Source organism: Emticicia soli (assembly GCF_037860775.1).
Classification (GTDB): Bacteria; Bacteroidota; Bacteroidia; order Cytophagales; family Spirosomataceae; genus Emticicia; species Emticicia soli.
On the sequence record NZ_JBBEWC010000005.1, the window covers coordinates 1 to 15,059 of the forward strand.

At 39.0% G+C, this 15,059-nt stretch carries 14 protein-coding genes; 2 read left to right on the forward strand and 12 right to left on the reverse strand.

Features of this window, described 5'->3' with window-relative positions:
• Positions 1–68: 68 nt before the first annotated feature.
• A complete protein-coding gene (locus WAE64_RS07885; protein WP_340235722.1) occupies positions 69–1,058 on the reverse strand; it encodes a YhdH/YhfP family quinone oxidoreductase in 990 nt (329 codons plus the stop codon).
• Between the two features lie 423 nt (positions 1,059–1,481).
• Between WAE64_RS07885 and WAE64_RS07890 the strand changes: the two genes are divergently transcribed.
• Positions 1,482–2,474 (forward strand): MBL fold metallo-hydrolase, encoded by a 993-nt coding sequence (locus tag WAE64_RS07890; protein WP_340235723.1) that lies wholly within the window; start codon positions 1,482–1,484, stop codon positions 2,472–2,474.
• Between the two features lie 3 nt (positions 2,475–2,477).
• Here the strand turns inward: WAE64_RS07890 and WAE64_RS07895 are convergent, their stop codons facing one another.
• From WAE64_RS07895 to WAE64_RS07935, 9 genes are all read right to left on the reverse strand, one after another.
• Entirely contained in the window at positions 2,478–3,356 is an 879-nt protein-coding gene (locus WAE64_RS07895; RefSeq protein ID WP_340235724.1) for a S1 family peptidase, read from the reverse strand.
• Positions 3,357–3,445: 89 nt separating this feature from the next.
• Positions 3,446–5,080, reverse strand: coding sequence for a chaperonin GroEL (gene groL, locus WAE64_RS07900; protein ID WP_340235725.1), 1,635 nt, complete (start codon positions 5,078–5,080; stop codon positions 3,446–3,448).
• A 130-nt stretch (positions 5,081–5,210) separates the two neighbouring features.
• Positions 5,211–5,486 (reverse strand): co-chaperone GroES, encoded by a 276-nt coding sequence (locus WAE64_RS07905; RefSeq protein WP_101725194.1) that lies wholly within the window; start codon positions 5,484–5,486, stop codon positions 5,211–5,213.
• 215 nt (positions 5,487–5,701) lie between these two features.
• Positions 5,702–6,280: a hypothetical protein gene (locus WAE64_RS07910; protein ID WP_340235726.1), complete on the reverse strand. Its 579-nt coding sequence runs from the start codon at positions 6,278–6,280 to the stop codon at positions 5,702–5,704.
• Between the two features lie 52 nt (positions 6,281–6,332).
• Complete coding sequence (locus WAE64_RS07915; protein ID WP_340235727.1) at positions 6,333–7,613, reverse strand: adenylosuccinate synthase; 1,281 nt, start codon at positions 7,611–7,613, stop codon at positions 6,333–6,335.
• A gap of 42 nt (positions 7,614–7,655) precedes the next feature.
• The gene (locus WAE64_RS07920) at positions 7,656–8,117 is read right to left on the reverse strand and encodes a Fur family transcriptional regulator (RefSeq protein WP_340235728.1); all 462 of its coding nucleotides are present in this window, start codon (positions 8,115–8,117) and stop codon (positions 7,656–7,658) included.
• 259 nt (positions 8,118–8,376) lie between these two features.
• On the reverse strand, positions 8,377–8,739 hold the full coding sequence (locus WAE64_RS07925) for an SxtJ family membrane protein (RefSeq protein ID WP_340235729.1): 363 nt from the start codon (positions 8,737–8,739) through the stop codon (positions 8,377–8,379).
• A 3-nt stretch (positions 8,740–8,742) separates the two neighbouring features.
• On the reverse strand, positions 8,743–8,892 hold the full coding sequence (locus WAE64_RS07930; protein WP_255413528.1) for a DUF5989 family protein: 150 nt from the start codon (positions 8,890–8,892) through the stop codon (positions 8,743–8,745).
• 60 nt (positions 8,893–8,952) lie between these two features.
• Positions 8,953–10,818: a carbamoyltransferase family protein gene (locus WAE64_RS07935; protein ID WP_340235730.1), complete on the reverse strand. Its 1,866-nt coding sequence runs from the start codon at positions 10,816–10,818 to the stop codon at positions 8,953–8,955.
• 178 nt (positions 10,819–10,996) lie between these two features.
• Here WAE64_RS07935 and WAE64_RS07940 point away from each other — a divergent pair, with 178 nt between their 5' ends.
• On the forward strand, positions 10,997–12,034 hold the full coding sequence (locus tag WAE64_RS07940; RefSeq protein ID WP_340235731.1) for a hypothetical protein: 1,038 nt from the start codon (positions 10,997–10,999) through the stop codon (positions 12,032–12,034).
• A gap of 82 nt (positions 12,035–12,116) precedes the next feature.
• Here WAE64_RS07940 and WAE64_RS07945 read toward each other — a convergent pair whose 3' ends face one another.
• Both WAE64_RS07945 and WAE64_RS07950 read right to left on the reverse strand, forming a co-directional pair.
• A complete protein-coding gene (locus WAE64_RS07945) occupies positions 12,117–12,635 on the reverse strand; it encodes a hypothetical protein (protein ID WP_340235732.1) in 519 nt (172 codons plus the stop codon).
• 32 nt (positions 12,636–12,667) lie between these two features.
• Positions 12,668–14,941 carry a RelA/SpoT family protein gene (locus WAE64_RS07950; protein ID WP_340235733.1) on the reverse strand — a complete coding sequence of 758 codons (2,274 nt, stop codon included), beginning with the start codon at positions 14,939–14,941 and terminating at the stop codon, positions 12,668–12,670.
• Positions 14,942–15,059: the final 118 nt, after the last annotated feature.

Here is a 15,059-nt window from a genome sequence, read left to right on the forward strand (position 1 = left end):
TCTCCAATTGCTTGAATAATTTTATGAATTATGCATTCTTGCAAAATTCGGGATGACTCATGTCTCTTTTAAAGCCTTACCACAACTCTTCCCATTTGTCCACCTTTCAGAATCTTTTTAATTTCTTTGGGCAATCCTTTTAGGCTAACAGTTTTCGTGATTGTCTGCATACCCTCAGGTTTCCATTTACGGGCCAGATTCTTCCACATTTGTTTTCTCCACTCAATATCACATTCCGACGAATCGATACCAAACATCGATACTCCACGCAAAATAAACGGAAAAACACTGGTAGGTAATTCCGGCGATTGTACCAACCCGCAGATACTCACAACACCGTTGTATTGCATTGATTTCAGAATAGTAGCCAGCATATTGCCACCAACTGTATCAACACAACCGGCATATATACCTTTAAGCATCGGTCTGCCCGACTGGTCGTTTACAGCCTCACGACTAACTACTTCTTTTGCGCCTAAGCCTAGCAAAAATACTTCTCCTTCGGCTTTACCTGTTACGCCTACAACATCAAAACCAAGTTTGACTAATATCATTACTGCCATTGTCCCAACACCTCCGGTTGCACCGGTAACAATCACTTTGCCTTTATCGGGCGTCAATCCGTTTTTTATAAGCTTATCAATACACAAAGCGGCTGTTAGTCCGGCTGTGCCCAAAATCATACTTTCTTTCAGACGTAGGCCTCTTGGTAGTTTTACCACCCATTTAGCAGGCACTCTTATATATTCGCCGAACCCTCCCGAAGTATTCATTCCGAGGTCAAAGCCTGTCACAATTACCTGTTCCCCCACAGTAAAGGCTTCAGAATCTGAGGCTTCTACTATACCTGCGGCATCGATACCCGGTGTATGCGGATAATTACGGGTAACGCCCCTATTACCAATAGAAGAAAGCGCATCTTTATAATTAAGTGATGAGTATTTTACTCTGATTAATACGTCTCCGGCAGGTAAATCGTCGGTAGAACGTTCAATAATCTGATTTGAAAATGTTTTATCTTCATTTTCGCTCACATAAAAGGCTTGAAAAACTGGCATAATATTCAATATTGTTTTAGCAAATATGTGAAAAAGTTTTTTGTGAAGAGCAAAGTAATATATTAAAGTTACAAGGCTTTAAGAATAGCAGAGCAGATTTTTGTAAAGAGTGGTTTTATCACTTTGTATAAAATTAGTATTAATACTAAAATTGTAACCATATTACGTCATTCCTGTTTGAGCACAATTAAAAATCGAGATAGTGATTTGCAATGAGAAGAGAACATTCAGATTTTTAATTGTGTGAGTTTGAATGATGGGCTGCTTTTTTGTTTACTTTTTTGCAGCCCAAAAAAGTAAAAGCCTTCCAACTAAGTAATAATAGAGGTATTAGCATATTTTTTACTTAGATTAACTATAGCAATCTATCAATGGAACTTTTATCAAGTGCTTTGGATTGTAAAGAGAAATTAATTGTATAACATGCCATATACTGCCAATCCTGATTTAAATACCATACAATTACCTTTTGAATGGAGCGGGACACCTCTTGATGCCAAAGGAAGATTTGTTAATTATGAATTTCCGTTTGTTGATTCGCTAAGAGATGTTTTAAAGTGGCAGATGAGCAAAAATCCACAGAAGCTGGAGAAAAAAACAGACACTTGGAGACCCGAAGTAATGTTTAACCAGGGCTTTATTGATTCAAAAGATGATTGTATTGTTTGGCTAGGGCATGCTTCGTTCTTTATACGGCTTGCTGGAATTAATTTCTTGATAGACCCTGTTTTATTCAATATTTCTTTGCTTAAACGCCAGTCGGCATTACCTCTTGCAGCAGACGAATTACGTAATATAGACTATATTCTGGTTTCGCACGACCACCGGGACCATTGTGATGAACGAAGCCTGAAATTATTGGCTAAAAACAATCCTGATGCTACCTATCTTACAGGTTTAAATGTCGATTCTGTTATTAAAGCTTTTACACATAGCAAAAATATTCAGGCAGCCGGATGGTATCAGCAATATAAAACAGATGTAGCAGTAAAAGTTACTTATATACCGTCAAGACACTGGGGCAGACGTTTTCTGACAGATACAAACCTAAGGTTGTGGGGCGGATATGTGATTGAAGGCGCAGGTAAAACTATTTATTTCAGCGGAGACTCTGGCTATGGAGGGCACTTTGAGGCTATCGGAAAGGCGTTCCCTAATATTGATTATTGTATTATTGGGGTAGGGGCTTATAAACCTGAATTTTTTATGGGGCAAAGCCACGTTTCGCCAACTGATGCCGTAAAGGCTTTTCATGATACACACGCAAAAACCATGATACCAATGCACTATGGCACATTTGATTTGGCTGATGAACCATTGGGCGACCCCTTGCGAGTATTAAAAAGCCTTGAAGAACAAGGCGCAATTAATGGCGAACTAAAAGCCCTGAAAGTAGGAGAGATGCTTCGTTGTTAACACCTAGGCTTCGCTCAGTTTGTACCGAACACTGTTTGCATCTAGCATTTTCAGAATTGTTTCAATGTGTACACCCATACCTACATTGATAAATTGATGCTCGATTACTTCTTTTTGATTAACCACGATTTTTGGCGAGAAACCAAGCGATAAATGGGCTGTGCGGCTCTGTATTGCCCATATATTTCCGGCGGTATCGAAAATAGGACCGCCGCTTTGTCCTCTGAAACCAGGCGTAGAGGTTTCGATGAATTTTATTTCATACGGACTGTTTTCTGTTGTAGCCATTAACACCTCTCTGGTAAATATGCCATCAATCGGAAAACGAGGAATCGGCAATGCATTTGGTGCAATCTGAAAAGCATTGGTGGCTTCGTTGAAAGAAGCATTTACTTCATGAAAAGGATAACCCAATTTGCAAAGACTGGTGCCCAATAAGAGGTTTTCTGGCCTTTTAAATGTAGGATACTCAGCACAGAATTGAGGATTGTAGTTTGTGAGTTTACCGATAGCTAAATCATTTTCATTCAATAAATGTATGTTATCAATGCCATGATAATCGGCTCCCCACCAATAAGAATACGTTCGTATCCATTTCGGGTTGAAACTTATTTTTGCCAACCTTTTCTTTTTGTCATTAAAAGATAAATACGTGTTGTTTTCTATCTCGCTTACTGCCTGATTATACTGATTTATTTCTGCAATATCTCGTTGGTGCGCTGTCATAATTTCAAAAATATGAGCGGCCGTAACAATCCAGCCTTCAGCATTTACAATTACAAAGGTACCTATACTACATTCAACTGTGCCATCGAAGCGCAAAGTTGAAATAAGCACAGGTTGAGTATAATTACTTGCAATCTGGTAAGCCTTGGCAAACATAGGTGTTTCTTTTAATAGATTAGATAAAGGCTATAAATAAAGCCCTCGAATTGCTCCGAGGGCTTTTATATATAGTTTTAAGCAACTGATTACATCATGCCGCCCATTCCACCACCATGGCCATGTCCGCCCATGTCTGGTGCTTTTTCTTCCGGAATATCAGAAACTACAGCTTCTGTAGTTAATAATAAACCTGCAATAGAAGCGGCGTTTTCAAGTGCCAAACGAGTTACTTTAGTAGGGTCAATGATACCCGCACCTAGCATATCTTCGTATTTGTCTTCACGAGCATTGTAACCGAACGAACCTTCGCCAGCTTTTACCGCTTGTACAATTACTGAACCTTCGCCACCTGCGTTAGCAACAATAGTACGCAATGGAGCTTCAATTGCAGATCTGATGATAGCGATACCAGTTGTTTCGTCGCCATTATCACCTTTCAAGCCTTCAAGAGATGCTTGCGCACGGATTAAAGCTACACCACCACCAGACACGATACCTTCTTCAACAGCGGCACGTGTTGCGTGTAATGCATCATCAACACGGTCTTTTTTCTCTTTCATTTCTACTTCTGTAGCAGCACCAATGTAGATGATAGCTACACCACCTGACAATTTAGCCAAACGCTCTTGTAATTTCTCACGGTCGTAGTCAGATGTAGTTGATTCGATTTGTGCTTTGATTTGGTTAACACGGCCAGTGATTTGCTCTTGGTCACCTGCACCATTTACGATGGTTGTGTTATCTTTATCAATGATGATTTTATCGCAATGACCTAGGTAAGAAAGGTCAGCATTTTCTAATTTGAATCCACGCTCTTCAGCAATTACAGTACCACCAGTCAAGATAGCGATGTCTTCCAACATAGCTTTACGACGGTCGCCAAAACCTGGAGCTTTTACAGCACATATTTTCAATGCACCACGGATTTTGTTTACTACCAATGTAGCAAGTGCTTCTCCGTCAACATCTTCAGAGATGATCAACAACGGACGGCCAGTTTGTGCTACACCTTCCAATACTGGAAGTAACTCTTTCATTGAAGAGATTTTTTTCTCAGAGATCAAGATGAAAGGTTTTTCTAATTCAACTTCCATTTTCTCTGGGTTAGTTACGAAGTAAGCCGATAAGTAACCACGGTCAAACTGCATACCTTCTACAGTTTTAACTTCAGTTTCTGTACCACGTGCTTCTTCTACTGTAATAACACCCTCTTTACCAACTTTCTCCATTGCGTGAGCAATCATCTGGCCGATTTCGTAGTCGTTGTTAGCAGAGATAGTAGCTACTTGCTCGATTTCTTTTGATGTAGAGATAGCTTTTGATTGGCCTTTCAAAGCATCAACTACTTTAGAAACGGCTTTATCGATACCACGTTTCAAGTCCATTGGGTTTGCACCAGCAGCTACGTTTTTAGCACCGATTGTGTAGATTGCCTGCGCCAATACAGTAGCAGTAGTTGTACCGTCACCAGCTTGGTCAGCAGTTTTAGAAGCTACTTCTTTCACAAGTTGCGCTCCCATGTTTTCGATCGAATCTTTCAATTCGATTTCTTTTGCTACAGTTACACCGTCTTTAGTGATAGCAGGTGAACCGAATTTTTTATCAATAATTACGTTACGACCTTTTGGTCCTAAAGTTACTTTTACAGCGTTAGCAAGTGTATCAACGCCACGCTTCAACTTTTCTCTTGCTTCTGTATCAAAAATGATTTGCTTTGCCATGTTGTTTTTACTAATTAATAATTAGTGAATAAATGAGTGAATGATTGAATAGGAATGGAAAATAAATGTAGAAAAAGAAATATTTCTGCCTCTACAGCTATAATGGCGAACCTATGTGTGTCCGTTGAAATTAAACGATTGCGTAGATGTCTGATTCACGCATGATAAGGTACTCCTTGCCTTCAACGGTAATCTCAGTTCCGGCATATTTGCCATAAAGTACACTATCGCCTACTTTAACCAATAGAGGCTCGTCTTTTTTGCCTGGTCCTACTGCTACTACAATACCTTTTTGTGGTTTTTCTTTAGCAGTGTCGGGAATGATAATACCGAATGCCGTTTTTTCCTCCGCCGGAGCAGCTTCAATTAATACTCTGTCTGCTAGTGGCTTAACGTTTACTGACATAGTTATTTTTGATTTTTTATGGTTTTATTAATTATACATGTTAAAACCAGACATCTGTGTCTGATAATGAGGTTGTTGACAAGTGAACAAGATTTCTGCCAACAAGCCGCAAAGGTACGTTTTTCTGACAAATTTTCAGTATTAACTGACAAAATTGTTAAATACCATGACACGGCACCTAAAAGGCTTTTAGAGAAAGGAAGCAGTAAGGAAGATTATTTACTAAACATTTGTTGTAAGGCCGCCCAAAGATTTTTCTTTAGTGTAGTATCGGTTGCAATAGCACCTAAATTGTTGGCCAACAGAAAATCAATACCCGATTCGGTTTTTATCTGATACGGCACAAGCATGAGGTCCCAGTTGAGTTTACCTAGCCCTACACCAAAACTGATAAATTTGTTTGTGGTTTTCTGGGCAACAAAAGCCTGATAGTCTATATGTTGTGGTTTTTCTATTTCTATCAAATCTATTTGAGCCAAAGATAAACCAACCGCACCTAAGATTTTGCTCAGCAAAGTCTTTTCATCGTTCGAAATCAGCTCAGTAATTACCACGACCTTTTGTGTGAGTTTCAGCGGAACAGCTACAGGAACAACAGGCGTAGCAGGAATAACCGGCTTTGGCGGCTCAACTTTGGGTGTTTCAAGCACCGGAGTAGGCTTAACTACAGGTGTAGCCTCTTTTGCCTCTTTTTTTACTTCAGCTATTGTTTCTTTTGCAGGAGCTACCTCTACTTGTGGATTTTTGTAGATGACTTCTTTATTGAAAAGATATTGGGCAAGAATATTGTTCATGAGCAGAAAGAAGTCTCACAGACGCCAGGGTCTATGAGACTTATCTAATATATTAAGCTATTGCGGCTTCTCTTAAAATAACAGCCTCACGGTCGGGGCCGGTAGAGATAAAACTGATTGGGATTTCGAGCTCAGTCTCTAAATAATTGATATATGCTGCTAACTCCGCCGGAACATCTTCGTAAGTACGGAAATTCTCAAGCGAGCATTTCCAGCCTTTGAAAGACTTATAGATTGGCTCAACCTGAATATCATTCAAATCAAACGGCATTTGCTCTGTCACGGTACCATCAGGCAATTTATAATGGGTACATACATTAATTTCGTCTAAGAAATTCAGTACGTCAACTTTCATCATAATCAATTGAGTAACACCGTTAAGCATGATGCTATATTTTAAAGCTGGTAAATCTAACCAACCAGTACGGCGTGGGCGACCAGTGGTTGCACCAAACTCTCTTCCTTCCTGACGAATCGCTTCGCCTAAATCATCATGCAACTCGGTAGGGAACGGGCCGCTACCTACTCTTGTACAATAAGCTTTAAAAATACCATATACCTCACCAACCTGGCGTGGCGCTACACCTAGCCCTGAGCAAACACCAGCGGCTGTTGTATTAGAACTTGTTACGAATGGGTACGAGCCAAAGTCAATATCAAGTAATGAGCCTTGTGCACCTTCGGCTAATATTCTTTGTCCTTTTTTAAGTGAATCGTTTACAATGTATTCGGTATCAACAATGGTAAATTCTTTCAGGAATTCAATAGCAGAGAAAAACTCTCTTTCTGATTCTGAGAGGTCGAAGCTGAAATCAAGGAAACTCAACATCTGCTTATGCGTCTCTACAAGACGATTGTATTTTTGTTCGAAATTAGGCGATAGAATATCTCCTAATCTTAATCCCTGACGCGACACTTTGTCAGTATAAGCCGGGCCGATACCACGTAGGGTAGAGCCAATTTTTGAATCACCTTTGGCTTTTTCCTGAGCGGCGTCTACTAGCCTATGGGTAGGAATAATGATAGCGGTTTTTTTCGAAATAATCAGATTCTTGCGTAAATCAAGGTTGTATTTAGCTAAACCTTCAATTTCTCGGCGGAAAACGATTGGATCAAGCACAACACCGTTGCCTATAACATTAAGGCAATCAGAGCGGAAAATACCTGATGGAATTTGGTGCAAAACGTGTTTGATACCATCAAACTCAAGGGTATGCCCCGCATTTGGGCCACCTTGAAAACGTGCAACAACCTGATATTCTGGGGCAAGTACATCAACAATTTTTCCTTTGCCTTCATCTCCCCATTGTAAACCTAAAAGTATATCAATCATTATTGGTTAAAAAGACTATGTCTATTAAAATTTTAGAAAAAGTTAAGCTTTGTTTTCGCATTTCTCACGCTGGCAGTTGCCATAAAAAATCAGTGAGTGGTGCATTACTTTAAATTGGAGCATATCGCCTACCATGCTTTGTATATTCTGTACGCGAGGGTCGCAGAATTCCATCACTTTATGGCAGTCTACACATATCAGGTGGTCATGTTGTTTATAACCATAGGCTTTTTCGTATTGTGCCAGGTTTTTACCAAACTGGTGTTTGGTTACCAGGTCGCACTCTACCAATAAGTCAAGTGTGTTGTATACCGTTGCTCTACTTACCTGATACTTTTTGTTTTTCATCGAAATATACAGGTCTTCTACCTCAAAGTGGTCATCACGAGAGTATATTTCTTCCAATATCGCATATCTTTCCGGTGTTTTCCGAAGCTGCTTTGTCTCCAGATAAGCAGTAAAAATGCGTTTGGCTGAATCAAAATTTGTTGGATTCGGAACCATAATGTTCGCTATGTTTGACTGTTATTTTGGTGTGAAGTTACAAAGAAAATAGATAACAACTGATAAATGTCTTAATGAAAGATTAACAAACCACCAGAATCACTACTGTTTTGTACAAAACGAACCCTATTTTTGCAAAAAAAACTATTTTAGAACACTAAATTTGGTTTGGGTGGTTTATGGCTTTCTTAAAATAAATATACAAGCACTGAGTAAATTTCAATGCTTGTATAGCCAGATTAATTTCATTAAATAAGTTTTACCAGGTATTTTCTAAATCTTTTTTTACATAAGTATGATTTCTTTCGTCGTATGCGCTAGCACCCGGTTTTTTTAGCTTCAATGCATCGTCTTTTTTGAAAATTCTCATTAAAAACGCTATTGGAGTTAAGAAAATAAAGAAAATCACACTTAACAAGATAGTAGAGTTAATTCGACCTAATATTTCGGCGAATTTAAGCCAAACCCAGGCAATTTTATCGGCAACAAAACTAGAAAATACGCCTAATAAGCCAATAATGAGTGCCGCAATTAACAGCCATTTTAGCTCAAAAAAGTAAAAAAATACTAATAGCCCTACAACAATCGTCAGGACAATCTCTTTATTATTTTGTTGTTTCATTGCTTAGAATAATGTGTAAATAAATGGAGCAATTGCCGAACCACCACCGATTACAATTAGTACTCCAATTAATAACAATACCACAATCATGGGCATAAGCCACCATTTTTTTCGTTCTTTTAAGAAATTCCAGAGGTCTTGTATAAAATCCATGGTTTCGTTCCCTGTCCCACAGGGATTAGTTTAAAGTTTATAGTTTTGAGGGACACAAAACTAGTCTAATTTATATTCGTCTTTCCATGATTCTGACTCAGTCCATTCAGGTTGGGTTTTCTTATCGAAGATAAAATTACCAACCACTAAATAGTCCATTTCAGTACGCATGAGGCACTTGTAGGCATCTTCGGGGGTACAAACTATAGGTTCTCCCCGTACGTTAAAACTGGTGTTTACTACAACGCCATACCCTGTCTGTTTCTTGAATTCGTTAATGAGTGTCCAATAACGAGGATTAGTCTCCTGATGAACAGTCTGGATACGAGCAGAGTAATCGATATGAGTAATTGACGGTAAATCTGAGCGTAAGAAGTACAGTTTCTCCATCATCGGCAGGCTTTCATATTCTGCCGGGAAAACAGTTCGTCTCTTTTTATTTACGCCATGTACTAATAGCATATAAGGTGAAGGAGTTTCGCACTCAAAATACTCTTCTACATCTTCTGCCAATACAGATGGTGCAAAAGGGCGGAAACCTTCTCTATATTTGATTTTCAAATTCAGTTTTTTCTGCATTTCAGGGTTTCGTGCATCACCTAAGATACTTCTTCCTCCTAATGCACGTGGGCCAAACTCCATACGTCCCTGAAACCAGCCTATTACATTACCTTCTGCTAATAGTTCGGCTGTTCTGGCCGCTAGTTCAGTGAAATTGTCATAATACTGTGCATGAGCATCGTATTTTTTAGCCATTTGCTTCACTTCTAGGTCTGAGTACTCAGGGCCTAGGTATGAGCCATGCATTTCGTCAAGTGTATTCGGTGTAAGTTTGCGCTCCTGATTAAAATAGATATAATTGGCAGCCAAAGCAGCACCAAGTGCGCCACCTGCATCACCCGCAGCCGGTTGAATATAAACATTCTCAAAAATGTTTGTTTTCTGTAATTTACCGTTAGCTACGCAGTTAAGGGCTACACCACCTGCCATACACAGGTTTTTCGAGCCTGTAAGGCGTTTGGCTTCTTCGGCCATTTTTATAACTACCTCTTCGGTTACCTCCTGAATAGCAAGGGCAAAGTCGCAATGTATTTGCTCAAGAAGGCTCTCAGACTCACGGCGTTTGAAACCCAGAAGTTTCTCCCATTTGTCGTCAAATACCATTCTTAGACCTGTAGCGTAATTAAAATAATCCTGATTAAGCCATATTGAGCCATCGGCTTTAATTTCTACCAACTCGGTTCTGATTAATTCTACAAACTTAGCTACTTGTGCCGAGCCGTGGTTACCATAAGGTGCCAGCCCCATAAGTTTGTACTCGCCCGAGTTTACTTTAAAACCGCAATAATAAGTAACAGCCGAATACAACAAACCTAATGAATGCGGGAAACGTAACTCTTTCAGAATGGTCATCTGATTGCCTTTTCCGTGGCAAATAGAGGCAGTTGCCCATTCGCCTACGCCATCAATGGTTAAAACTGCGGCGTCTTCAAAAGGTGATGGATAATACGCACTGGCACCATGCGAAAGGTGGTGCTCAGGGAATAATAATTTTGCTTTTCTTTTATCGTAATTTCCAATTTTCTCCAACTCTTCGTGAAGCATTCTTTTTAAGAACATTTTCTCTTTTAACCATACCGGAATAGAGGTAAGGAAAGATCTCAGGCCTCTTGGCGAGAATCCGTAATAGGTTTCTAGCAAACGCTCAAATTTCAATAATGGCTTATCGTAGAAAACAATGGCATCAACCTTGTCGAGGGTTACTCCGCTGTAATCTAAACAAAACTTTACTGCATTAGTAGGGAATGCCGGGTCGTGTTTTATTCTTGTAAATCTTTCTTCTTGGGCTGCTGCGAGTATTTCGCCATTTTTAATGAGAGCTGCTGCGGAGTCGTGATAGAATGCAGAAATTCCTAAAATAATCATGAATGTATTTTTAGTCCTATACAATTAGGTTTTAAACTAGCCTGTGTTTATTCGGCTACAAATATAGGTATTTTAGTAACTTTCTGATATTAATTATTATTAAATATCGGAAAATTTTATTGAATAGAGATTTTTACCTACTTTTATAACTTTCATTAATGATTAATACTGAATTACGGTGAAGTCAAAAAATTTTGTTCTGGGGCTCGTTTCTTTCCTATTATTTTATATTATTCTTGAACTTTTCTCTCGTATAGCGCTATCTTTTTTAGGTTATTCGTTTTTTCATCCCAAGAGTTTTATCGTTGATAACTACTATAAAGAGTTAAAGAAACCTTTAGAAACAGAAATCACAAAAGATGATGGGTATAAAGATATTCTGATACTGGGTGGCTCGGTTATAAGCCCACTCTGGAGCCAGATGGACACCCGTCTTGATAGCTTGCTGGCTCGGAAAGACGTTAGGGTTTTTAATGTGGCAGTGCCGGGGCATAGCTCGCTTGATAATTCAATTAAGTATGATTTACTAAAAGATAAAGCGTTTGACCTGGTGGTATATTACGAAGCCATTAACGAAAACCGAGAAAATAATACACCAAAAGAATTATTTAAAGAAGATTATTCAGACAGAGAGTGGTATCATCATATTGGGTTATTGCGTAAGCACCCAGAGATGAATATTACTACCTTACCCTATCTGATACATAAGTCGGTTGCGGCTATTATTCAGAAGGTAACCAATACGCCTTTTCTTGATAACGATAATGTGCGTAAAGAACACCGCCAGTACGGAAGCGAAATAAAAACAGCCGGGCCTTATAAAAGAAACCTTGAAAAGATTATCAATCAGGCAGCTGACAAAGATGCGAAGTTGCTTTTAATGGGTTATACTTCGTTTTTTCCTGATGTAAATCTACTGGGCGACCCATCGGATGCGCAATATTTTGCTAAAAATTGTAAAATGGCTGCTATTGTTACGGTATGGGGCGATACCAAAAATACACAGAAAGGTATTGAAGTACATAACGATATTCTGACCAAACTGGCTACCGAACACAAGACCTATTACCTTGATATGCGAAAGGTAGTGCCACAGGAAGTTGATTATTTTTGCGATATTTGTCACCTAAGTGACAAAGGATGTGTTATATTTGCCGGTGCATTGGCAAATTATATTAAGACCAATAAGATTTTAGACGAGAAGTCTAAAATATAAAGCAGACCAATTTTTGACTGAAATATAAAATGTGAGTTTTCAAGAGGGTATTATCTGAAAAGATAGTACCCTGTTTTATTTATCAGAATCTTAGAGTTAGCCCTACGCCATTACTCTCTGTAATTCCAACATTTACTTTTTGAATAAACGAAGCCAGCGGTTTCTGGTTTTTTAGTTTAGCATTATAAATATCAACCGAGTGTTGTATTAATTCGTTTGAGGCCTCCATCATACATAGGCCCCCTGCTATAATACCTATACCTACCAGTAGTTTAGGCAAGCTACGCACTTTATAGTTTACTTCACGCCCTCTTACAACAGCGGTAGCATCTTCACCTTTTAGCCCTATTACTGCTAAACCTACACCCGCAATAGTTACTACCGGTGCTGCCGGATTCATATAGAACCCCCATTTGTATTTCACTTTAGGCTGCCAGGTTTCCTGATATAGCTCTGTTATCTTTTTATGCGAAAGCTTGAAACCATTCCTATATATTTTTGTAGTTATAAATACTCTTTTGGTCGTAAGCGTATCGCTTGATTGAGCAAAAACTGATGAACTAATAACTACAAGCAGTAATAAAATAGCAAATGGTTTCATTGAAGGGTATAATGGAATAGTGATGGTTTATTTCAACTTTCTACGTCAACACGTGTTACCTGATGCACACCCTCTATCTCGCCTAATTGTTTCATTAAAGTTTCTAAATGTCGGGTGTCTTGCACGTACAGCTTAATATCACCCGTAAATATACCATCATTTGTATCAACTGCCAAAGAACGCATGTTAATATGTAACTCGCTCGATATAACTTTTGATATGTCTTGTATCATACCCATGCGGTCAATACCATCTAAATGGATTGTAGCAACAAAGGCTTTAGCTACCTGCGACGACCAACGGGCCTTGATAACCCTATTGCCATATTGCGATAATAATTGCTGCGCATTAGGGCAAGAGTTACGGTGTATTTTGATTCCTTCGTTTACTGTCAAGAAGCCAAAAACATCGTCGCCGGGTATTGGGTTACAACAACGCGCCAGCGTGAAATCAATTTCTTGTAAATCATCACCAATAAAAAGCGTATCGTCGCCTTTTACTTTCTTTATCTCTTTCTCAAAGCTTTTGGCGTCAGTATAGGCCTTGTTATCAATTTCAATTTTAGCTTGTTTGTTCAGGCGTGCATCTCTTTCGGCTTTAAACTTCTTGATTTCGTCGGGCTGAATATATGCCTTACCAAAAGCATAATACAGGTCGTTATAGTCTTTCTTATTGAAATAAGCTCTTAATTGGTTAAGCGTTTCAAGGTTGTTTTCGAGCCCCAGAAGCTTGAAACGTTTAGTAATAATTTCTTTACCATCGCTATAATAAACCTTATTTTCTTCTTTAAGGAGGTCTTTTATGCGTGCTTTAGCCTTGGTAGTTGTTACAAAGCGCAACCAGTCTTCCGATGGTTTCTGGCTTTTGGTTGTCAGAATCTCTACCTGGTCGCCGTTTTGTAGGGTATAACTAATAGGTACGAGTTGATTATTTACTTTTCCGGCCGTACATTTTTTGCCGATTTCGGTATGTATCTCAAAGGCAAAGTCGAGCACGGTTGCACCTTTTCTTAGTACTTTCAGGTCGCCTTTTGGTGTAAATACAAAAACCTCTTCGTTATAGAAATTACCTCTGAAATCTTCCAAGAACTCAATAGCCGACTTATCGCCTGATTGCAGGGTTTCTCTTACCTGATTAATCCAGCGGTCGAGCGGGGCATTCATTGAGGTGTCATTGCCTTTATATTTAAAGTGGGCAGCATAACCTCTTTCCGATATTTCGTCCATACGTTCGGTACGAATCTGTACTTCTACCCATTGGCCTGTCTGGCTCATTACGGTTGTATGCAAAGACTCATAACCATTGGCTTTCGGAATCGAAATCCAGTCTTTCAATCGGTCGGGATTAGGTTTATATTGGTCTGTTACAATTGAATAAACCTGCCAGCACGCCGATTTCTCTTTTTCATGCGTTACATTGGTCAGAATAATTCTGATGGCAAACAAATCAAATATTTCTTCAAAAGGCGTATTCTGTTTTTTTATCTTGTTCCAGATAGAATAGATATGCTTTGGCCGCCCTTTTATAATAAACTCAAGCCCTGCGTCCTGAAGTTTTTTCTTAAGGGGCTTAATAAAGTTATCAATGAATCTGTCACGGGTTGCTTTAGTGCTTTTGAGTTTGTGGGCTAGTTCTTTAAATACCTCCGGTTCGGTGTATTTCAGATAAAGGTCTTCGAGCTCTGATTTTATTTTATACAAACCCAAGCGGTGGGCTAGGGGAGCATAGATAAAAATGGTTTCATGAGCAATTTTTAATTGCGAATTACGTGCCATACTACCAAGTGTACGCATATTATGCAGGCGGTCGGCTAGTTTTATCAGAATCACACGCACATCTTCTGAAAGCGTAATAAGCATCTTACGAAAGTTTTCGGCCTGTGCCGAAGTGCCCTGCTCAAAGTTGCCTGATATTTTGGTAAGGCCATCAATGATGCGTGCTACTTTCTCGCCAAATTCTTTTTCAATTTGTTTCAGGGTCATATCTGTGTCTTCTACTACATCGTGCAGTAGGGCACATATAATAGAGGTAGCACCTAGCCCGATTTCTTCTACACAGATTTGGGCTACTTCAAGCGGGTGGTAAATGTAAGGTTCTCCCGATTTGCGCCGCATATCTTTATGGGCTTCCATCGAAATCGTAAATGCTTTTTTTATTTGCTTGGCATCATCTCCCTTCAAGGTGGGTTTAGCCGCCCGAAGTAATCGACGATACTTAGCTAATATCTCAGCTCTTTCTTTCTCAAGGTCTATCATTGGTTCAGACTGACGACTGGTTTCCACTTTTTCTTCAATTTCTCCTAACATTCTATTTGTTTTATTGTATTCCTTCATACCAATTTAAACAATCATTGGCTCAACCGCAAGTAATTTCGAAGCAATCTATATAAACAGTTCGAATAAATATTATTTTTTTAAAAACTTT